The sequence below is a fragment of the Desulfothermus okinawensis JCM 13304 genome (assembly GCF_054654515.1).
The window spans coordinates 19,043-41,623 of the sequence record NZ_BAAIEW010000027.1 but is presented as its reverse complement, the minus strand read 5'-3'; the positions used below and the strand labels follow the sequence as shown (position 1 = coordinate 41,623).

The window sequence follows — 22,581 nt, the reverse complement described above, 5'->3', positions numbered from 1 at the left end:
AGATAACTAATTGATATTATTTGTAATTTATATCAAGTTCAACTTGAAAGGGTGAAAGTTCTGTTAAAACCCAAAAATACAAGGGAGGAGTGCCATGAATCGTTTTTATTTGATAATAGGCATCTTGTTTATTTTTTTTATTTCTTCATGTGGGGTCAAGGTAATAAACATAACCAATGGATTAACCCTTAATAAAGAAAAGAAATTTGCAGTGATTCCATTTGAAAATTTTACAGATACCCCACTGGCAGGATGCTCAGTGGCATCTATTGTAGAGGGAATCCTTTACTCCAGGGGATACAAATTACAAACCAAGGTCTGGAGTATACCAAAGACTGAACCCTCAAAGAAAGATATTGAAAAGATCAAGGAAAAGGCAATTGAGATGGGAGCTGAATTTATAGTTATGGGAAGCGTAAATGAATTTAGATATAAAACTGGTATTGATGGAGAGCCAGCTGTGAGTCTAACCCTACTGTTATATGATGCAAAGGCCCAAAAGGTTGTGACAGGCTCCACTGCATCGGCAACTGGATGGGCAAATGAATCTTTAGGCACAATTGCTCAAAAATTGATAAATAAGGTGATTAAATGAATTTAAGAGATTTAGGACCTAGACTTCTTCTTATTGAAATAATAATACTTACTTTGCTGTTTGTAGGTTTTGGATTCTTATTTAATGAATCAGATCCATTATATCTAAAGAGCGCATATTCACCTCTCCAATTATTGGTCCTTGTATTTACTCTTTATTACGGAATATTACAGGGAATTATTGCATTTATATTTATTGTTTTATTAGCGTTCATATTATACAATCTATCAGAAATAAGCCTAATATCCCTTGGATGGAATCTAGTTATAGTACTCACTGCAGGGGAATTTAGATATTATTGGCATAGACGTATAGATGAAACAGAAAAAGAAAGAATATATTATGAAGAACACATAAATAGTCTTAGAAGATCTTATTATATTTTAAAACTTTCCCATGAACAGTTGGAAAATAATTTTATTTTAAGACCATTTAGTATTAGACAATTGTTTGAACAACTCAAAAAAAGACTATTAATTTCAAAAGATGAAAGTGAAATCATGAGCTTTTTGCTAAACATACTTATACAAAATTTCAATGTGTATAAAGCTGAAATATACAAAGGAAACAAAGAAAAAGGCTTTAAAATTATTGCAAGCACTGACAATGATCTTAATAAGAATCTAGATCTTAATGACTCCATAGTTAAGGAAGCTGTTGAAAGTGAAACTACACACTATATATCCCCTGATCTAGCAATAAAATTTTTATCTGAAAGCGAAAAAGAATCTATTTTAGCAGTAATTTTTTCAAAGTCATATAATGACAACTATTTAGTAGTTATAAGAGATATTCCATTTATCAACTTAAATACAGAAACCCTAAATTATATTTATATTTTATTGAATTACATAATAGACGATTTTAAAATTGTTAAAAATGTAGATATTGACACTTTTGTTTGCGACATAGACTTTATTAAAGAACTATATAAAATGTATAAGCTTTATTCTGAATTTGGTACTGAAAGCAATATTGTAATTTTTGACCATAAAAATAAAGATACTGAAGATATAAAGGGAAAAATAGAGCATCTAGTTAGGCCTTTGGATAGAATCTGCATTTTTGATACAAAAAAAATGGCTGTATTACTTCCACTTACCAACAAGGTTGGAGCTGAGAGTTTCATAAAAAGAATTTCTTCAAAAATTGATTTAGATGTAATTGATATTGTAAAGGTCACCAAAGATCCCAAAGGTATTTTGGATACAATTGAAAATTTAGATGGATAAAATATGGTATACCTTTTATTAATGGTACTTTTTTTTGAATGTGTAGGTATCTGGTTGTTTTTCCATCTCTTTTCATTAGTTGGATTTGGAATATATCTTTTCTTACACACTATTCTATCTTTTTTATTGGGATTTTTTATCTATGTATTATTAAAAGGTAATTATCAGAAAAACTCTATAATATTTTTTACTGCATTTTTTACATTTTCTGGTCCAATTGGCACTTTTGTTGGAGTATTTTTTTACCTTTTGTTTATCAGAAAAACCAAGTTAAATTTAGACCTATTTGAGTCAATTGATGAAGAAAAATTTGGTTATGAACAACAAGAGTCAAGACCATTTGGAGAGGGGATCCTCTCTTCTAATTTTATAAAACCTGAAGTTGTATACTTTCTTAGCAGAAATTTAGCTCCCATAAGTTATATGTATTTAAAAAAATTGCTTTCCTCAAAAGAGGATGAAATAAGACTTATGGCCTTTTCTTCAATATCAAGAAAAGAAAATGATATTTTAGAAAAAATTGATATGTTGCAAAAAGAACTTAAAAAAGATGAGAACATAAATAAGTTTGTTATACTTCTATCTATTGCTGAAGCATATTGGGAACTTGTATATTTAAATATCAGTGATATAGAATTGGAAAAAATTTATTTAGAGATGGCAAAAGAATATGTTCTCAAGGCATTAGATCAAAAAAAAGATCCTAAAGCATATTATCTATTAGGTAGAATTAGCCTAAGGGAAAACAACATAAATGACGCTAAAAAATATTTTGAATTCTCACAAATGCATGGATTTCCAATGACAAAGATAGCACCATATTTGATGGAAATATATTTTAAATTAAAGCAATATAAAGATGTAATAAATATTTCAAAACAATTTAATGAATTAATCATCCCAAATCAAAAATTTCATAGTATAATTAGTTATTGGAAAACAACTTATGATAAGAATTGATAAACAAAAGGATATAGATATCCTCTTCATTGCAGAGGGTACATATCCATTTGTCAGAGGTGGTGTTTCAACTTGGATTGATCAAATTATCAGGGGAATTCCTGAATTTAATTTTGGAATATTATTTTTAGGATCCAAAGAAGACCACTATGAGGGAATCCAATATAAAGTTCCAGACAATGTAGTTTATTTAGAAGACTACTATATTTTTTCAGCCCAGGATAAGAACTTCAAAAAAAAGTATCTTGGACCACCAGAAATATTTGAACTTATAAATTTTATAAAAGATCCCCATGAATTCAATCTTAAATCAATTATTATAGAACCAGATTTTTACAAAAAGGTCACTTATGCAGACTTTCTATACTCATTTAATAGTTGGCTCATGCTTGAGCACATCTATATAACTTTTAATGTAAATGTGCCATTTGTTGATTTTTTCTGGACAATGATAAATATTTTTAATCCATTATGGACTATAGTTAAGGCAATTTATAATGTACAGGATAGAAATATTAAAATAATACACTCCCCTTCAACAGGATATGCTGGATTTTTAGGTGCAATGCTAAAGCAGGTTAAAAATATTCCATATATAATAACTGAACATGGCATTTATACAAAGGAGAGAAAAATTGATATCTTAAATGCAAAATGGGCTGAACTCTCCAAGTCTATAGGACAATCAAAGTATCATATTGATGATCTCAAAATGCTTTGGATAAACTTCTTTGTCAATTTAGGCAAAATAACATACCTAGCAGCAGATCGCATATTTTCATTGTTTCATAATGCTAGGGAATTTCAAATATCTTTAGGTGCCCCAAAAGAAAAAACAGACGTTATTCCCAATGGTGTTGATTTAACCAAGTATGAATATATAATTAACAGGCGAAACTATGATCAGATCCCAAAAGCAGTTGCCCTTATAGGAAGAGTTGTACCAATAAAGGATATTAAAACCTTTATCAAAGCAATTAAATTGACAAAGCAAAGAATAGAAGATGTAAAAGGGTGGATAGTTGGGCCAGAGGAAGAAGATAGGGAGTATGTGGAAGAGTGCAAGATACTCACCAAAACTCTTGGCTTGGAAAATGCCATTAAATTTATGGGATTTCAGGATGTGAGTAAGGTACTTCCCATGGTAGGACTAACCACATTAACTTCAATTTCAGAGGGAATGCCTTTAATAATACTGGAGTCCTTTGCAGCAGGTATTCCATGTGTTGCCACAGATGTAGGTGCTTGCAGACAATTAATTTATGGGGGTTTTGATGAGAAAGACCTGTCACTTGGCAAGGCTGGTGAAGTAGTAGAAGTAGGAGATGTATCTAGCTTGGCAAAATCTTATACAGAATTACTTTTAGATAGTAACAGGTGGAAACAATATAGGGAAACAGCAATAACAAGGGTAAAAAACTACTATTCTTTAGATAAAATCACACATAAATACAAAATAGTGTATGAAAAATACATGGGAAATTAAATGGCTGGTATATCATTTGAACTAAAAAAGCTCCTCAGCAAAAAGAGTCTTCTTGCTTTACTTACTGCAACTGGATATTCAGCCATTCTAAGTACAGGAAACTGGGTAGTTGCCGTTGGTATAATTGTTGTATTTTCACTAATAGCAAATACATTTATATATGATCCACATGTTATTATAAATTTTCAAGTTTATATTACTTATACAATAGCAATTAGCCTTATATTATCAGGTCCACTTCAACTCATGTTTACAAGATATGTTGCAGATAGACTATTTGAAAAGGAACCAGAAAGGGTAATTCCAAATTTTAATGGTGCAATTATCCTTTGTATGGGATATTCCTTTATTATTGCACTTACTTTATCATTTTATCTATTCAATAAATTAGATTATATATATCACCTTTTGTTTAGTTTTACAATTTCTGTTCAATGTGGACTATGGATAGCAAATTCCCTTTTAGCAGGACTAAAAAGATATAAACATGTTATTATATCCTTTGCAACTAGTTATCTATCTATAGGTATAGGAACTATCTTTACTGCAAAATTTGGACTTATCTATATATTGGCAATATTTTATATTGGACAATCAATTCTTCTGTTTTTCTTGATGTGGGAAATTGTTAATTATTATCCATCAAACAGATTATTGGAATGGGATTTTTTAAAATCCTCTAGATCTTATTATGTTTTGGCCATAGTTGGTTTTTTTTATAACTTTGGTATATGGATTGATAAAATTGTCTTTTGGTTGTCACCTTATACTGGGTCCATTGTCTTTGGAAATATTAAGGCATCGGTTATATATGATGTACCAGTGCTTTTGTCTTACCTTTGTTTGATACCAGGAATTTCAGTATTTTTTCTAAAAACAGAGGCAGAATTTGCTGTTGATTATGACAACTACTACGATGCAGTGAGATATTGGGGAAGGCTTCCAGATATTTATAAAATGGGAAATAGAATGATATTAGAAGTTCAGGCTGTATTTTATGATACATTGAGAATAGAGGGTATTTTTTTAGTACTGATCCTTTTTGCAGAAAATTTTCTGTTTAAACTGGCGAAAATACCTGAGCTATACTTAGCATTATTCAATGTATTACTTATTGGAGCTATATTGCAACTTGGATTCATGGTTATATTTGCCATATTGTCATATTTTGATAGAAGGGTTGAATTAATGATAATTAGCACTACTTTTGGTGTTTTAAATCTATGCCTGACTATTGTAACACAAATTTTAGGACCTTGTTATTATGGATATGGATATGTTATTTCCTTACTCATATCAGATGTTATAGGTATGATTATCTTAAGGAGATTTTTAGATGAAATACATTATAAAACTTTTATGCTTAATTATTAGTATATATTCAACAATTTTATTTGCTGCCAACCCACCTAGAAATGTACTTATATACTATCATCATAAAAATATACCCATTGATCTTCTTCACTTTTATGACTGGATAATTGTAGACCAAGACAATCCACATATAGAAGATATAAACAATATTTTTTATCAAAAACAGAGAGCAAAAATAATTGCTTACATAAGTGTTGGTGAGATTGAAAAACATAGGAATTATTATAAAAAGGCGAAAAAATGGGCCTTATTGGAAAACAAAAGTTGGGATAGTTTTGTAGCAGATATTGGTTCAAAGGAATATATGAATTTTCTCTTAGATGAAATATGTAAAAAAATTGTGGATAAAGGTTTTGATGGATTTTTTTTAGATACTCTAGATTCTTATAAATTACTCAACCAAAAAAACAATAATAAAAGATTCAAAAGATCTCTTATAGATTTTATTAAAAATTTAAGAAAGAGATATCCCCAAAAAATTATAATTATAAACAGGGGCTTTGAAATAATTGATGAGGTGTACAAATACATAGATGCAGTGTTAGTTGAAAGTGTTTACTATGGATTAGATAAAAACAACAAATATAAAGTTATGGATAAAGAAGATACCAAGTGGATGATGGAAAAATTAAATAAAATAAAATCCTTGGGCCTACCAGTTATTGTAGTGGATTATGTAGATTCTAAAAATAATGAATTAGCCCAACAAGCTGTTCAAGCCATTGCTGCACAAGGATTTATACCTTATGTTAGTGATAGATTTTTATCTAAAATAGGATTTGTTAAAGACAGACCCATTCCACGAAAAATTGTCCTACTTTTTGATTCTTCAATTCCCACTGAAAAAAATCCTTATTTATGTGCCATACACCGACTTGTTTCCATGCCCCTTGAATATCTTGGTTTCATTCCAATATTAGTTGATGTAAATGGTCAACTCCCAGAGGTAAGTTTAAATGCTGGATATGCAGGAATTGTTTCCATGTTTATAAAAAAGTGGTCTAGCCATTTAATAAAGTGGTTAATAGATGCAAAAAATTCAGGCCTAAAAATATTTTTTATTGAAGATATTCCTACAGAGAATTTAGAGGAATTTAAATTATCTACTGAGCCTAACAAAGTAAATGAATTATCTTCTTTTAATATAGTTTATAAAAAAAATGGCTGTGGATTTGAAGCTCCACTTATAGTTTCTTACACAGACAATCTTATTCAATGTGAAGAGTGTACCCCAATAGTCATTGCCAAAAACAAATTGGGTCAAAAACACATCCCATTTGCAATAACAAAATGGGGTGGATATGCCATCTCCAGCTCTTTTTTAAATTCAGAAACTGAATATTGGACCTACGATCCAATGAAAATATTTAAACTCATCTTTAATATAAAATTCCCCATCCCTGATACCACAACAGAAAACGGAAGAAGGATAATTACTGCACACATAGATGGTGACGGTTTTTTTGGAGACTCAGAACTTGACCCATCAAGGACAAATGGAGAAATTATAAGAGATGAAATTTTAAAGAGATACAAAATACCTCATACAGTATCTATTATAGAGGGGGAAACTGCACCCTGGGGACTCTATCCATCAAAGTCACATAGACTGGAAAATATTGCAAAATCCATATTTAGATTACCCTATGTAGAAGTGGCTTCCCACAGCTTCTCTCACCCTTTTGATTGGCAACTATTGAGCAAAAAATTTTTAAAAGGAAAAACCAAAGAAGGTACATACAACCTTCCTATCCCTAACTACAACTTCAGTCTAATTAGAGAGATAAAGGGTTCTGTGGACTATATTAACAAGAGATTAACTAGTGGTTCAAAAAAAGTGAAGGTCTTTCTCTGGACTGGCGACTGCAGCCCAGGATTAGACGGGATAAAACAAACATATTTTTTAAAAATCTTTAACGTGAATGGGGGTGATACCACCATCACAAATATAGAGCCATTTTTATCAAGGATTGCCCCATTAGGCATAAATTTTGGCCCTTATTTTCAAGTGTATGCGCCCATGCAAAATGAAAATATCTATACTAATCTCTGGACTGGGCCATTTTGGGGATATAGAAATGTAATACAAACCTTTAAATTAACAGATAGACCAAAACGCATAAAACCAATATCCATATATTATCACTTTTATTCTGGGCAAAAATATGCATCATTAAATGCATTAAAGACAGTTTATAATTATGTTAAATCTCAAAAAACAAATCCGCAATTTTTGTCCGATTATGCTAAAAAGGTCCTTGACTTTAGGGAAACTGTCATAATTCCCCAAAATAGGGGTTTTAGAATAAAAAATAATGGGTATCTTAAGACCCTAAGAATCCCTAAAAAATGGGGTTATCCAGACATAAAAAATAGTAAAGGAGTCATTGGCTACAATGAATACAATGGATATTACTATATACATTTAGATGATAAGGGAGATTATTATGTCACTTTTTCATCTAATAAGCCTAATTTAGGCTTATTAGTACCAATGGACAAGTAAAATCGTTTATAAAAGAAGGAAATATATATAAACTTAAACTAGCTAGTTATGTGCCACTGGAAGCTGAGTTTGAAGCAAGGGGATGTAAGGTATTTATTAATCATAAAAAAAGAACAACTAAAAACAACAAAATTTTTTATAAAGGCAAGAAAAGTGCAATTATCAAGGCAATATGCACTAATTAAAATATTCAATCCCAGTGAAATTATAGGATTTGTCTCCATAATTTTTATTTTTATGTATATTGCATTTCCAAAGGGATTGTTTAACAAATTGATACTAGCTAAAAATGATATTAACATAGATTTAACAATAAAATATTTAGAAGCCTTAAGCAAATCTCATTCTAACTCAGATATCAAGATTGCAATACTAAAAAAATATTTGTCACTTGGTAGAATAGATGAGGCAGAGTCATTACTTGATAAATTAAAATTGTATGGTGCTACATACAACAAATATATTAAAGATGCCCTCTGGATAGAATACAATATTTGGAAAAGGGAATATTTTGCTACTGAAGATTTACTACTAAAGAAAAGATACCTAAAGTTAATGAAGTCAAACTTAGATGAATATATCTACTTAACAAAAAATGAACAAGAACTTGAGCAAGCATATAATGAGGCAAAATCAATGAATCTACCTTATCTTGCAAAAAAGATATCCTTTAGGCTTGCTCAAATTACAAATAGCAATAAGTGGCTAAAGATTGCCTTTTTTGACGCAGTTAATATAAGGGATTTTAAAAACGCGAGAGTTCTTGCGAGGATGGTAGAAGCAAAATCAAATGATGAAGATACGTTAAATATTTTGTACCACTTTTATTATTATGATAAAAATTACAAAAAATCTTTTTTAATAGCAAAAAAATTAATGAATTATTTTAATAAAAGTAAAGATAAATCAAAATATATTTCATATTTGCTTGAAAGTGCCATATTATCTAATAACAAAAAATTTATTAGGTTGTATTCAAATGAATTAATCAATATGATTAATGATCCAAAAACTCAGAAATCCATTATAAAAAAATTGATAAATCTATCTATTTATAATAAAGACATTGATCTTGCAAAAAACTTAATATCAACATATTTTCCATTATTTAGAAATAATATAGATGATAATATATTTATAATAAAAAGCGCTATGTCTTTAAATGCCCCTAAATTTGCATCCTTAATAGCAGACAGAATAGCAAAGCTAAGAGGGCTTATAAGGTGATTAAAAAATTTTTTGCTGTTTTTATATTTATCTTTTTTATACCACTAAATCTTGAGTCTCAAAATCACAAAATTTATTCTATCCAAGTAACATCAAGCCAGTCCTTAGATGAGTGTAAAGAGATATTTTATAAACTGTCTAAAAAAGTAGATGCAAATATTAGGATTGAAAAGATAGGAAAATTTTATGTAATTAGACTAGGAGTTGAGTCAACTGTTAAAAATCTAATCCCCTATCTCAGTAAGCTAAAAAATCTTGGTTTTTCTTCAGCGTTTATTAGAAACGCATTTTACATACCAAATAGAATAATATTAGAATCTTCTCCCCCTATATCAATAAAACAAAATCTTCATATATCCAAAGAAAAGCTTTCAGAACTATTAAATCTCATAATTAATGCATACACATATGCAGGAGAGCTGGACAAGGCTGAGGCAATTGCTGAAAAGGCAGTGAATTTATACCCATATAATTGGTGGTTTTTAAAAAAATATGGGGAGATACTTCTGTGGAATAGTAAGCCTAAAAAGGCTCTAAACATTCTATATAGGGCATTTAAATTAAAGAAAGACAGAGAAGTTGCCAGGAATTTGTTTAGATTATCTATGGGACTCAAAAGATATGATATTTCAAAAGAAGTGCTTCCCTATGTAAATTATAAATGGAATCAACTAGTTGAAATCTATACACAGCTCGGTGATATAGACAACTTAATAAAATTACTTGAGAAAAAGGATACTGAAGAATCCATAAATACACTAATTAGGCTTTATTTTGCCATGGGAGATACAGAAAATACCATTAGAAAATTAAGAGAAAAGGAAAAAAGATACAAATTAAATGAAGATGATATCTTAATAATGGCAAATGTGTATTATGCAAAAAGGGATTTCAAGCAGGCACTAAATATACTAAAAGGCCATATAAAAAACATATCCAAAACTAAAAACGTTGATTATCTAGAAACACTATCTGATCTTGCATGGATGTTACAAGATCATGAAACTGCAGCATTGGCTTCAGAAAAACTTATACAGTTAAAAAGCAAAAGAGAAGTAGATTATTTAAGGGTTTCCATGACAAAATTTATAAAGGATCCCAAAGAAGCATTTTCTGTCTGTATTTTGGGATATCAAAGGATAAAAAGTACTAATTTGCTATCAAGAGCCTTATTTATTGGATATTCCCATTCTATGTGGAAAGAGATAATAAACATATATCAAAACCTAAGCCAAGATGAAATAAATAGGCTTATGGAAAATTCATCAATTGTTTTTTATTTCTCAACTGCTCTACAAAAAACAGGAAATTTTAAAGAAGCAATTAGTTTGATTGAAACTGCACTACAAAAAAGATTTTCCACTGATCTATTGCAAAATTACATTTATCTGGCTATTTCTATGAATAATCCTGGCCTCTTAAAAAAGATTATAGCCTCTTACAAAAAATATCAGGAAAACCCAGATCTTATTTCTGCATTTGCAACTGCATATATTCAGTTAAGGGACGGTACTTCTGCTATGAAATTAATTAGAAAAATGAAAAGTCCTGACCCAATAATTGTTGCAGATGCACTTTATATATTAGGTAAAGAACAACAATCAAGAAACTTAAGGTACATCTCTTATAAAAACATGAAAAACACTTTAAATTCCAATCCCTATCTAATCAATGATCCAATATTTATACAAAATTACTTATCCATAGCTATGGATTTTATGCCTATCAATGAATATGAAAACCTACTTATCAAAGCAAAAGAAATATTACCCAAGCCCACCTATGATGACATATACATTTCATATCTATATGCAAAAGATAGACAGGATAAGGCCTCATATCTTTCAAGGATAAATAAATACACATTACAACCATGGATGTTACTTAGTTATGCATTAAATAGAGATTATAGGCTTCTACAAAAAGAGGTACTTGAAAGATATTCTGAGCTTTTACCATCAAGGGACAGGATAGAAGCACTGGCAAATACATATCAAATAAAAAAGGCAATAAATGTTGCATATGAGGAGTTTCAACAAAGACCATACGATTTTTTAATATACAAACAACTAAGGGATCTAATTGTTGAAAATGGAAACTCCTTTAAATTGACATCTACTTTTCAGACAAGAAAGAGTTTTACTCAGCTCACAGAAAAAATGTCTTTAAATTATAAACTTGTTGATTCAGGTTTTGGTCTTGGGATGGAATCTTCCTTTGCTCAGGTTGTAGACAAGGATAAAGATGTATTTGATAAGACCCCTTCAGGCAAAAAACTTACCCTTTTTGTGGAAAAGCTCACAAAACGTGGCTTAATTGTATTAGGTGGTGGATATTTTTCACGCCTAAATGACAACCTACACCTATTTTTCAAACAAGATTTAAGGGTGACAAGAAAATTAAATATTGGTTATGGAATCTATAAAAATAAAGAATCCATTGAAACTGAATATCTAAATATTGGCGGTATGCAAGATAGCTTAGAATTTTCAGGGAGCTACAGCTTGTCCAATAGCTTTTCTATCTCCCTTTTAACATCCTTATCTAGGTTTTATTCTCAGGATAAAGAGTATTTAGGCAGGGGGCAAACTGTCTATATGGAACTACAAAAAAAATTTAGGGTCTCCTATCCAGATTTTACCATAAGGACTTTTGGACAATATTCAGATTATTTAGAAAAAAATACACAAGGGAATATAAAGAAGATTTCAAAGCTCACTGATGTAAAATTTTTACCTGAAGATTTTTATTTAATTGGAACTGGATTTTTGTTTGGCTATGAACATAGAGATTCCTATACAAGGACCTGGAAGCCTTTTGTTAATGTAGATATTGGCTATAATTCTGTTTCCAATCTATCCATTGGAGCGAATATTGGTTTGGGAGGAATATTGTTTGGGAAAGATCAGCTTAGTTTTGAGGTTGGATATTCAAAAAATACTGGTGGAGTGGCAGAGACATTAAAATCAATTACATTTAATTATTCCAGGTGGTTTTAATGGCTATATTTTTCCTAACCAAAGTTTATGATTTTGATAAGTTTGGGCTAAGTGTGAAGGGTTAAGGGTATTAGTTGCCAAGGGTCTATCACCTGTATAAAATTAGCAGACATTATATTCCTGTGTATTTTTGACAGGTCAGCAGCGTGCTAGATATTTTTTTAGTTGGGGGGTACAATCCCTTGGTATTAAATGCAAACAAGGAAAATTTATTAATGGGAGATTTTTCCACCCACTTTTCCAAACCCTTATCAACAAAGAGCTTCACTTTTTCCAGGATTTAGCATATGAGCTCAAAAAGAATTTATTGACAGGCGCTGTTGTAAAAGAACTCTTTGCAAAGACTTTTGATTATGTAATGGCAAACGATGATTTTTCAGCTATTTACAAATTGATAAAAAAAATAGGTCTTAATGAATTTAAAGGGATAATTAACAAACACATAAGGAGTTTATATGAAGGGTTATGTACAGGTTTATACTGGCAATGGAAAGGGAAAAACAACAGCAGCAATCGGGCTTGCTGTTAGGGCCGCAGGTGCAAATCTAAAGGTCTTTATAGGTCAGTTTGTAAAAGGAATGCACTATAGTGAGCTTGATAGTTTAAAGAGGTTTGATGATCTCATTACCATTAAACAATTTGGCAGGTCGTGTTTTATATACAACGATCCAACTGAAGAAGATATAAGACGTGCCAGGGAAGGATTAGCAGAAGCCAAAGAGATTATAAATAGTGGAAAATATAATGTTGTAATATTGGATGAAATCCATATTGCACTTTATTATAAACTTTTTTCTGTTGATGAAGTTGTAGATATAATAAAAAATAAACCAGAGGATGTTGAACTCATTTTAACTGGTAGATATGCCCCACAACAGATTATAGACCTTGCTGATCTGGTTACTGAGATGAGGGAAATAAAGCACTATTATGAAAAAGGGGTTATGGCAAGGGATGGAATAGAGAAGTAAGGTAGCTTGTATGAATAAAAGGACATTATATATTCAACCAATAGGTGGAATCAGCGGAGATATGTTTTTATCTCTTATGGCTGATCTTGGAGTGGACCTAAAAGAGTTGGAGCTGATCATCTCTGAAGTAGTCTCAGTTGAGATAAATTATCAAAAGAGGCGGACAAAGGGTTTTTCTGGAACAAGAGTTGATATTAAATATGCTAGGGACCAGAGATTTAGAAACCTATATGATTTACATAAAATTGTTGAAAGGTTAAATGTAAGTGCTACAGTAAAACAAAAATCAATAAATAGTTTTAAGAGATTAGCAGAGGTTGAATCCCAGGTACATGGGGTATCAATATCCAGTATACATTTTCATGAAATTGGAGCCGTTGATACCTTAGTTGATGTGGTGGGATGCTTTTTTGCCCTTGAAAAACTCAATGTATCTAAGGTTTATTCATCAAAAATTCCCTTGTTTGAAGGACATGTATTATGCGAACATGGTGAAATTCCCCTTCCTGCCCCAGCCACCTTAAAGCTCTTAAAAGATAAGCCCATATACTTTACACCTGAACAAAAGGAACTTGTAACTCCAACTGGGGCCCTTATATTGGATCAGGCTGTTGATTCTTTTACTAAAAAGCCAGAGGGAAAGATTCTTTTAGATGGTATTGGCATTGGACATATGGATCTTACTATTCCAAATATCTTAAGGGGTATTTTATTTGAAGAAGCAGGGGATATTAGACACGATTTTTTAGAAGATGAGGTCTATGTATTGGAGACCAATATAGACCACATGACTGGAGAAGAAATAGGTTTTTTATTTGACTCAATTCTACAACATGGAGCCCTCGATGTTTTTTATGTGCCAGGGATTATGAAGAAAAATAGACCATCTGGTCTTTTAAAAGTAATATGTCTTGAGCATAAATTAAATGATGTATTAAATTTTGTTTTTAAAAATACCCTCTCTTTGGGTATTAGGCTTACTAAGACAAAGAGAGTAAAGTTAGATAGACATAGCTGTTCTATTTCTACAAGTTCAGGTGATTTAAATTTAAAGGAATTCAAGTTTAAAAATAGCTCATATAAAAGGCCAGAGTTTGAATCCATAAAAAAGATAGGAGAAAAAAAGAATATGTCTCCTATAGAAATCAGGCTAAAGTTAGTGGAAAGGGGGCTTACTTTAGATGATTTAGACTAAATTTAAAGTTAACTGGAGGTTATTATGGAATATATTGAAAAGGTAAGAAAGAGGTTGGAACACTGGATGGAACATAATGAAAAGCACATGGAGGAATATAAAAAACTGGCAGAAGAACTAAAGTCAAATGGCCTTGATAGTGCTGCACACTATATTATGAATCTGGTCAAACACACAGAAAATATGAATAGAGAAATAGAAGAGGCATTGAAAAATTTATAACCCGAGTTTATCAAAGTGATAAACTCGGGATAAGGAGGCTTTTTATGTGTGACTACAGTTTGGTTTTTATTAAAAAGGATGGATCCAAGGAAAAGGTTATGGAGTCAGTGGAACTTGTGACAAAAAAGGATTCATCTTATATTGCCAGGAATATATTTGGAGAGGAAAAGAAAATATCAGGGGATTTTATTACCTTTGATGGATCCCAAAATGAGTTGATATTTCAAGAAAAATAAAAAAGGGCACATGTATGTGCCCTTTTTTCTATCCCCTTATGAATTTTTCCACCTCTTCATATGCCTCACTGTCGGTATATTGGACTGGAGGATGTTTAAAAAAGTAGGATGAGGGTCCTAAAAGAGGACCTCCTATATTCCTGTCAAGGGCGATCTTGGCACACCTAATTGCATCTATTACAACACCTGCTGAATTGGGAGAGTCCTCCACAGAGAGCCTTAGTTCAATATTCATGGGAACATCTCCAAATAATTTCCCTTCCATTCTAATGAAACATATTTTATTGTCTTTCAACCATGGGACATAATCACTTGGCCCAATATGAATATTTTCGTCTTCCAGTCTCTTTGCAGTCACTGATTGTACTGCCTCTGTCTTTGAAATCTTTTTGGACTTTAACCTCTCCCTATTTAACATGTTTAAAAAGTCAGTATTACCTCCCATATTTAGCTGATATGTCCTATCTAGCTTTACACCCCTTTTCTTAAAAAGATCAGTGAGTGTCCTGTGGACTATGGTGGCCCCTACCTGGGATTTTATGTCATCTCCAAGGATAGGTAGATTTTTTTCCTCAAATTTTTTTGCCCAGTTTTTATCACTGGCAATAAATACAGGAATGTTATTTATAAAGGCCACATTTGCTTCAAGTGCGCATTGTGCATAAAATTTTGTGGCCTGCTCAGAACCAACAGGAAGGTAATTTAAAAGGATATCCACCTCCCTTTCTTTTAATATAGAGACTATGTCTTCTTTTTCCAGCTCTTTCTCATCTGATAGCAAAAATGTATATTTGTCTTCATAATCTTTTATGTGGTCAGATAGTCCATCTAACACCTTACCCATTTCAACTTTCACACCTTGCTTGGGAATTTCATCAAAAAATACCTTGGTACAATTTGGAAGTTCAAATATTGCCTGCGATATATCCTTTCCCACTTTTCTCTTATCAATATCAAAGGCTGCAACTACCTTTATGTGTTCTGGCTTGTATCCATTCATTTCAGGATGCATGAGCCCAATTGAATTTGAGAGCCTGTAATTATCGCTGTAATAATATATTCCCTGTATAAGAGAACTGGCGCAATTTCCAAGTCCTGCAATAGCGATATTAATACACTTTTCACTGGCCATCTACCATCCTCCACTATGTTTCATTTTAAGTAAACTTTTGTAGGAGCACTTATCCCATATCCCTGTAAATTAAGCAGTTGCGCATGACTATAATAGTAGTTAACAACCAAAGTCAATCGTTTGAGGGGTATTTTTCAAGGATATTTAATACAGCTTCCCTCCATCCAACTGGCCCTTCTCCTTTTACCCTGACCAGTTTTGGAAGATTAATAAGGGCAAACCCCCCTCCTTTTTTCTCTACCAGGATGGGAATATCCACCTCTTCTAACATGCTAAGGTCATTTTCACTGTCTCCAATACCAATTGTCAAAATTTTCCTTTTGTAGTTTTTTTCATAGAGATCTTTTAATAAATCTACACATTTGCCTTTTGAGACACCTCTGTCAAGTATATGAAAAAATCTCCCCCCAAATACACACTGGAGTCCGAATATATCAAGCTGTTCTTTTAATTCGGGTAGATATCTTTTGTCTATCACGATTGTCTCATCAAAATCCCTTTGTTTTGCAAGTGTTGAGTTTTCTAAATCCAGTCCTGTTAGTTGAGATACTTCTTCTACGCTGAGGTCACCAAAACCTATAAATGGTATCTTTGCATCCCTTCTAATTTTTTCTAAAATGGTTCTTATGCTAGTATAATCTCTACCAATACAAACAACAATATAATCTTTCCCATTTTGTATATGATAAGTGTTTTCAATTGCTTTATTTAGACAAAAGTTGAAATACCCTTTAGGGATGTAGATGCCTCCTCCATTTTCTACAATAAAAGGAGCATTTATTTTCAACTCTTTTCTTATTTTTTCCTGTTCAGCCCTTGTCTTTGCAGAGGTAAGTATAATTGGGATATTTCTTTTTTTTACCTCAGGGATTATGTCCAATACTGGATCCACTGAGAAATCAGTTAAATCCATTATGGTTCCATCTATATCTGTAAAGATGACTATTTTGGGCATGTTCATTTATTTTATTCGGTTATTCCCTTAACCTCGAATTCTCAAGCTTTGATGTGTCTGTGTATAAAGTTCAATGTTCAACGTTCAAGGTTAAAAGTTTTAGGTGCTCTTCGCCCTTCTACCTTCATCCTTCGCCCTTATACTAACAACTAAAAACTAATCACTATTCACTATTCACTTGATCCATAATGGAGTTAAAGAAATAAGCAGATTATTTTATTATGTATCTTTCAATATTTTCTCCTACTATTTCTTTGAACCTTTCAAAGTTAATTTCCTTTGGCGCCCTTATTAATTTTGGTCTTGGTGGCTCATCACCTAGCTTTAGTAGCCCCTGTCTTTGAAGCTCTTCTAATATCAGGTTTTTGGTTTCTTCCGGGCACACTTCGCTGTGGTATATGGATCCAAGTGATGCAAGTAGCATGTTATTTATGTGTTCCTGCCCTTTATTTTCATGTAGATGGGGATTTCTTGTCTCAATTTGCAGTATTTCAATCCCTTTAAATCCATTCTTGTGATTGCCAAGATGTGGAATATCTCCATATTCTTCAAATAGAGATAGGAGTTCTTGTGGTTCAATTGCATACCCTGATGCATATGGGATGGACTCAGCAAGGCTTAGAGACATTGCGTGTTCTCCTGCATTTCCTGTCTTTATAACATCTGTTTCAAATCCACTTACAAAGGATATCAGGGAATTTAAACACCTGTTTGTTATCTCAGATACTCTTCCCCATCTTTTAAAATACAGCCCCTGCTCATGGATCTTGGGTTTGTATCTCCAGAGTATCCTTACCATACACTGTTCATATTTGGCAATGTTTAGGCCTGCAGCATATGCCCTTGCATATTCTAGTACAGTACCAGGGAAGTAGTTGTCTGCATCAATAAATCCAATAAAATCCTTATTAAAAAATTTTGTTAGCAAGATTCCAATTATCATTCCCTCTGCCTTTCCGTCCCTGACCATGCCCTCTTGGTCCAATAGGTCATCATACCCTGCCTCTTGGAGTGCCCTGCTAATAATGGGATCCTTTTGATGTACAATTATTGCGCGCCTTTTAGAAAATTCACAGAATTGTTGCAATGTCTCTTTTTCCAGCTCAAACCTATTAATGGGCCTGGTATCACTATTTGAAACAATGATCTTTAGACATTCGTGGGGAATACCGCTTATGCAATTTTCAAATAATCTCAGTTTTTCGTTTTTTGTGGGAATCACTATGACCATTTGCCTCTGCATCTCATGAATGGTGGATTCACTGACCTTTAACACCCCCCGTGCCTCTTCACTTTCTGTATCTTCTAGCCCAGAATCAAGTTCAATTACCTTCTGCACGTCCCTTAAAAGAACAGCTCCAAGCCTTTCTGTATATCTAAAAGTCTCTATTCTCATTAGATCCATCCTCCTGTGGGAAAAGTTTCTATATGCTTGAATTAATCTATGGTTTGTGTTAAGCGATTTTAATTATAGTAAACTGTTAAATGTAGGTTTCAAGTCCCTCTTTCTTTACATGAAATTTTTTAAAAAGGCAAACTTGGTGTATTGATTTTTCATTTGGTGTGATTAATAAATATAATATAACTACTTTTTATCTAGGTTTTGTTCCTATATTTACTTTATGTGTAACCTTTCAAAAAAGGGGGAGATTATGTGTTTAGTTGTATTTCCATTTAAAAAAGAAAATCCTCAGGTGGTTTTAAATAATGTTAAAATTGCAGCTGAGCATCCAAGGGTGGAAGAGGTCCTGTGTGTGGGTGTTGAGAAGGAAGAGACATATAGGAGCCTGGAGCAAAACATTCCCACAATAAAAATGGAGACCAACACAGAGATAAATCTTATATTACAGGAAAGACTTGGGAATAAAAGGCCTGGTAAAGGCGATGGAATGAATACTGCCTTAAAGTACTTTTTAGAAGAGACTGATGCACAGAGGATCTTGTTTTTTGATTCTGATATTACAACCTTTGGTCAGCACTGGATTACAAAGGCATTGGAAGGGTCAGATATGGGATATCCTGTGGTTAGGCACTATTTCCCAAGGGCATCAACAGATGCCATGATAACCTGGATGATTACAAAGACAGGGTTTGCTTTACTCTGGCCTACCTCTGAACTTCCATGGATAGAACAGCCCCTTGGTGGTGAACTTTTGATGCACAGATCAGTGGTGGAAAAGCTGCTAAAAGAAGAGGACGTTATTTCAAGGAGTGATTGGGGAGTTGATACAATGTATACCTTTTACAGTGTGAAGTACGGATATCCCATGCTTGAGACATATATCTCAGAAGGAAAACTCCACAAACTCTATGGAAAGCTAACAGATCTGAAGACCATGCTGGTAGAGTGTTTTGATACAATTCAGTCCCTAAAGGATAAGTCCTTTTCACTCACCTCAAAAAATCCTGATATGGAGAATATATCTGTGTGTAATGGAGGTATTGTTCATAGGGCAGAACATCCCCATGATGTCCCTCCTGATGTGTTTGAAAAAATAGGATTTGACATAGAGGGCTCTTTAAGTCTGTTAATGGAAAATTGGACTTCTAAAATGGAAGAACTCTTGGACTTATTTCCCAGAAGGGTAAGAGATGGCCTGCTGGCAAACAAGAAGGCGCCTTCATTTAGTTTTATGGATGAACATACATGGAGAGAGGCCTATTTTGTGTTGCTTGAGCATTTTGATGCCACAGATGAAGATTGGCAGGAGCTTATCTTTAAACTATGGACCAGCAGGGTAATATGTTACACAACCACCATTGCCCTGAGGGGATATTTCTTTGCCATGAGATACCTCTATTCAATGATCGATAGGTATATGAACTATTCTGCTAAACAAATGCTAAAAAAGATAAGAAAGGCAAAGAAAAATGAAGATAGTATTAGCGCCTAATGCATACAAGGGTTCTATTTCTGCTAAGGATGCAGCCAATATAATGGCAGAGGGAATCTTGGCAGAGGTTCGAGGTGTTGAAATACAAAAGGTTCCATTTTCAGACGGTGGTGATGGTTTATTAGAGGTCTTAAGGGATATCTTTGATGGAGAAATTGTAAAATGTAGGGTAAAAGATCCCCTTTTTAGGGAGATAGTGTCTGAACTCTGTTTCGTTGAAAGGGAAAAACTGGCTGCAATTGAAATGGCCAGGGCAAGTGGAATTGCTCTCATCAAAGATAATGAGAAGGATCCAACAAAGACCACTACCTATGGAACAGGGGAGCTAATAAAAAAGGCCATTGACCTTGGAGCAAAAAAAATAATTGTGGGAATAGGGGGTAGCGCAACAAATGATGGTGGAATAGGAATGGCTGCAGCCTTAGGTGTTAGGTTTTTAGATAAAGATAAAAATGAACTAGTTCCCAGCGGTGGGAATCTAATAAAGATTAATGAAATAGATCTATCAAAGTTAGATGAACGAATAAAGGATACAGAGATAATAGTTGTGTGTGATGTGGAAAATCCTCTAATTGGAGATAATGGTGCAACCAGGGTCTATGGGCCACAGAAAGGAGCAACTGAAGATATGATAAACCTATTGGAAAAAGGGCTTATAAACCTCTCAGAAATAATCAAAAGTCAACTTGGAATGGATATTACTAAAATACCAGGTGGTGGAGCTGCTGGTGGGCTTGGTGCTGGGCTCTATGCATTTTTAGGGGCACGTCTTGAAAAAGGGATTGAGGTAATGAAGGAACTAACAGGTCTTGATGATAAGATAAAAGGTGCTGATCTGGTTATAACTGGTGAAGGAAAACTGGATAATCAGATTTTTTATGGAAAAGGCCCATACGGGGTAGCTACCACGTCAAAAAAATATAAAGTTCCCTGTGTTGCCATTGCTGGGTCCATAGATCAGGAATTAAATTATAACAGAATATATGATATTGGGATAGTGTCAGTTTTTTCTATGGTTCCTGGACCAATTTCACTTAATAATGCAATGAAAAATAGTAGGGAATACTTGAAGAAAATAACTGTTCAGGTCACCAGGTTATTTCTGGCTGGGGGTGAAAATAGGAATTCATAATCCATGATCAAAAAAGGAGGTGTTATATGATTGTACCGGTTGTTTTGTGTGGCGGATCAGGAACAAGACTTTGGCCCAAATCCAGAAAGTGGTTCCCAAAGCAATTTATGCCCCTTGTAAATAACAGGACCATGCTTCAGGATACAGTACTCAGGTTGGATGAATTAAATATAGAAACCCCACCAATGTTTTTGACAAATAAGGACCACAGATTTTTGGTGATATCCCAGGTATCTGAACTATCAAAAGAGATTGGAGAAATTATAATTGAACCAGAGCCAAGGAGCACAGCTCCAGCAATAGCTGTTGCTGCATTTGAAGCCCAATCCAATTATAAGGTGCCTACTCTGTTAGTACTTCCTGCTGATCATTATCTTGATAGGATAGAAAGATTTAAGGATGCAATTGAGAAAGGTGTTCGTGAGGCCAAGAGAGGAAGGCTTATTACATTTGGGATAGTACCAACCACACCTGAAACTGGATATGGCTATATTAAGAAAGGTCACAAGGCATCAGAGGGGGTCTTTTATGTGGATGCCTTTTTTGAAAAACCAGATTTAGATACAGCAAAAAAATATCTGGAGAGTGGAGATTATTTTTGGAATAGCGGTATGTTTTTGTTCAGGGCTGATTCGTATCTGTCTGAGCTTAAAGAATATGCACCAGATATATATGAAAAGGCCCGTGAGGCATGGGAAAAGGGAAAAAGAAAGGATAAATTTTTGACCCTGGATGAGAAATCATTTCTGGAGTGCAGGGAAGATTCCATTGACTATGCTGTAATGGAAAAGACCAAAAATGCAGTGGTAGTACCTTTAGAGAGCCCATGGAGCGATGTTGGTTCTTGGTATTCCCTGTGGGATATAGGTGAAAAAGATGATGATGGAAATGTATTTAAAGGAAGTGTTGTCAGTATTGACACAAAGGGCTGTTACGTGGATGCCCAGGATATTTTAGTTGGTACTGTTGGGCTGGAAGATGAAGTAGTGGTGGTCACTAAAGACGCCATATTGGTATCGAAAAAGGATAGGGTTCAGGAAGTTAAAAAGATAGTAGCTAAATTAAAGGAACAAAATAGAGAAGAAGCATATCACCATAGAAAGGTTTACAGGCCGTGGGGCTCATACGAGACCCTTGAGATGGGTAAGAGGTATCAGGTTAAGAGAATTGTGGTGAATCCTGGGGCTATCCTTTCTCTGCAAAAGCATTTTCATCGATCTGAACATTGGGTGGTTGTCCAGGGAACAGGAAAGGTTACAAGGGATGATGAGGAGATTTTGTTATCAGAAAATCAATATGTGTACTTGCCCCTTGGATGTGTCCACAGGATTGAAAATCCAGGTAAGATACCGTTGGTTTTTATAGAGGTCCAGGTGGGTTCATATCTTGGAGAGGACGATATTGTGAGACTGCAGGATGTGTATGGAAGGGACACGTAATCTAAGTCGATTTTATCAATTTTGAT

At 33.3% G+C, this 22,581-nt stretch carries 18 protein-coding genes; 15 read left to right on the top strand and 3 right to left on the bottom strand.

Going from position 1 to position 22,581, the window contains the following annotated elements; all coding sequences use genetic code 11:
* Positions 1 to 94 precede the first annotated feature (94 nt).
* From ACYQ0O_RS10645 to ACYQ0O_RS10590, 12 genes are all read left to right on the top strand, one after another.
* A complete protein-coding gene (locus tag ACYQ0O_RS10645; protein WP_075069336.1) occupies positions 95 to 595 on the top strand; it encodes a hypothetical protein in 501 nt (166 codons plus the stop codon).
* Complete coding sequence (locus ACYQ0O_RS10640) at positions 592 to 1,827, top strand: hypothetical protein (RefSeq protein WP_459892874.1); 1,236 nt, start codon at positions 592 to 594, stop codon at positions 1,825 to 1,827. The genes ACYQ0O_RS10645 and ACYQ0O_RS10640 overlap by 4 nt, the downstream gene beginning before the upstream one ends.
* A gap of 21 nt (positions 1,828 to 1,848) precedes the next feature.
* Entirely contained in the window at positions 1,849 to 2,787 is a 939-nt protein-coding gene (locus ACYQ0O_RS10635; protein WP_459892872.1) for a tetratricopeptide repeat protein, read from the top strand.
* Complete coding sequence (gene pelF / locus ACYQ0O_RS10630; protein WP_459892870.1) at positions 2,774 to 4,273, top strand: GT4 family glycosyltransferase PelF; 1,500 nt, start codon at positions 2,774 to 2,776, stop codon at positions 4,271 to 4,273. The genes ACYQ0O_RS10635 and pelF overlap by 14 nt, the downstream gene beginning before the upstream one ends.
* Positions 4,274 to 5,647 (top strand): exopolysaccharide Pel transporter PelG, encoded by a 1,374-nt coding sequence (gene pelG / locus ACYQ0O_RS10625; RefSeq protein WP_459892868.1) that lies wholly within the window; start codon positions 4,274 to 4,276, stop codon positions 5,645 to 5,647.
* Positions 5,610 to 8,153: an endo alpha-1,4 polygalactosaminidase gene (locus ACYQ0O_RS10620; RefSeq protein ID WP_459892866.1), complete on the top strand. Its 2,544-nt coding sequence runs from the start codon at positions 5,610 to 5,612 to the stop codon at positions 8,151 to 8,153. The genes pelG and ACYQ0O_RS10620 overlap by 38 nt, the downstream gene beginning before the upstream one ends.
* Positions 8,154 to 8,222: 69 nt before the next feature.
* A complete protein-coding gene (locus ACYQ0O_RS10615) occupies positions 8,223 to 9,380 on the top strand; it encodes a hypothetical protein (RefSeq protein ID WP_459892864.1) in 1,158 nt (385 codons plus the stop codon).
* Positions 9,377 to 12,379 (top strand): tetratricopeptide repeat protein, encoded by a 3,003-nt coding sequence (locus ACYQ0O_RS10610; RefSeq protein WP_459892862.1) that lies wholly within the window; start codon positions 9,377 to 9,379, stop codon positions 12,377 to 12,379. Before ACYQ0O_RS10615 ends, ACYQ0O_RS10610 begins: the two co-directional genes overlap by 4 nt.
* Before the next feature lie 455 nt (positions 12,380 to 12,834).
* Positions 12,835 to 13,350: a cob(I)yrinic acid a,c-diamide adenosyltransferase gene (gene cobO / locus ACYQ0O_RS10605; RefSeq protein ID WP_459892859.1), complete on the top strand. Its 516-nt coding sequence runs from the start codon at positions 12,835 to 12,837 to the stop codon at positions 13,348 to 13,350.
* 10 nt (positions 13,351 to 13,360) lie between these two features.
* Entirely contained in the window at positions 13,361 to 14,545 is a 1,185-nt protein-coding gene (gene larC, locus ACYQ0O_RS10600; RefSeq protein ID WP_459892857.1) for a nickel pincer cofactor biosynthesis protein LarC, read from the top strand.
* Between the two features lie 24 nt (positions 14,546 to 14,569).
* On the top strand, positions 14,570 to 14,767 hold the full coding sequence (locus ACYQ0O_RS10595; RefSeq protein ID WP_459892855.1) for a DUF8180 domain-containing protein: 198 nt from the start codon (positions 14,570 to 14,572) through the stop codon (positions 14,765 to 14,767).
* Between the two features lie 44 nt (positions 14,768 to 14,811).
* Positions 14,812 to 15,003, top strand: a complete 192-nt coding sequence (locus ACYQ0O_RS10590) for a CooT family nickel-binding protein (RefSeq protein ID WP_459892853.1) — start codon at positions 14,812 to 14,814, stop codon at positions 15,001 to 15,003.
* Between the two features lie 28 nt (positions 15,004 to 15,031).
* Here ACYQ0O_RS10590 and ACYQ0O_RS10585 read toward each other — a convergent pair whose 3' ends face one another.
* The 3 genes from ACYQ0O_RS10585 to mpgS all read right to left on the bottom strand — a co-directional run bounded on the left by ACYQ0O_RS10585 (position 15,032) and on the right by mpgS (position 18,486).
* The gene (locus tag ACYQ0O_RS10585; RefSeq protein WP_459892851.1) at positions 15,032 to 16,135 is read right to left on the bottom strand and encodes an inositol-3-phosphate synthase; all 1,104 of its coding nucleotides are present in this window, start codon (positions 16,133 to 16,135) and stop codon (positions 15,032 to 15,034) included.
* 112 nt (positions 16,136 to 16,247) lie between these two features.
* A complete protein-coding gene (locus tag ACYQ0O_RS10580; RefSeq protein WP_459892849.1) occupies positions 16,248 to 17,090 on the bottom strand; it encodes an HAD-IIB family hydrolase in 843 nt (280 codons plus the stop codon).
* Between the two features lie 211 nt (positions 17,091 to 17,301).
* Complete coding sequence (gene mpgS, locus ACYQ0O_RS10575; RefSeq protein WP_459892847.1) at positions 17,302 to 18,486, bottom strand: mannosyl-3-phosphoglycerate synthase; 1,185 nt, start codon at positions 18,484 to 18,486, stop codon at positions 17,302 to 17,304.
* A 256-nt stretch (positions 18,487 to 18,742) separates the two neighbouring features.
* Here mpgS and ACYQ0O_RS10570 point away from each other — a divergent pair, with 256 nt between their 5' ends.
* The 3 genes from ACYQ0O_RS10570 to ACYQ0O_RS10560 are packed head-to-tail and all read left to right on the top strand — an operon-like array spanning position 18,743 to position 22,555.
* Positions 18,743 to 19,984 (top strand): mannosylglycerate synthase domain-containing protein, encoded by a 1,242-nt coding sequence (locus ACYQ0O_RS10570; RefSeq protein ID WP_459892845.1) that lies wholly within the window; start codon positions 18,743 to 18,745, stop codon positions 19,982 to 19,984.
* Positions 19,962 to 21,116, top strand: a complete 1,155-nt coding sequence (locus ACYQ0O_RS10565; RefSeq protein WP_459892843.1) for a glycerate kinase — start codon at positions 19,962 to 19,964, stop codon at positions 21,114 to 21,116. The genes ACYQ0O_RS10570 and ACYQ0O_RS10565 overlap by 23 nt, the downstream gene beginning before the upstream one ends.
* Positions 21,117 to 21,142: 26 nt before the next feature.
* Positions 21,143 to 22,555 carry a mannose-1-phosphate guanylyltransferase/mannose-6-phosphate isomerase gene (locus ACYQ0O_RS10560; RefSeq protein ID WP_459892841.1) on the top strand — a complete coding sequence of 471 codons (1,413 nt, stop codon included), beginning with the start codon at positions 21,143 to 21,145 and terminating at the stop codon, positions 22,553 to 22,555.
* Positions 22,556 to 22,581: the final 26 nt, after the last annotated feature.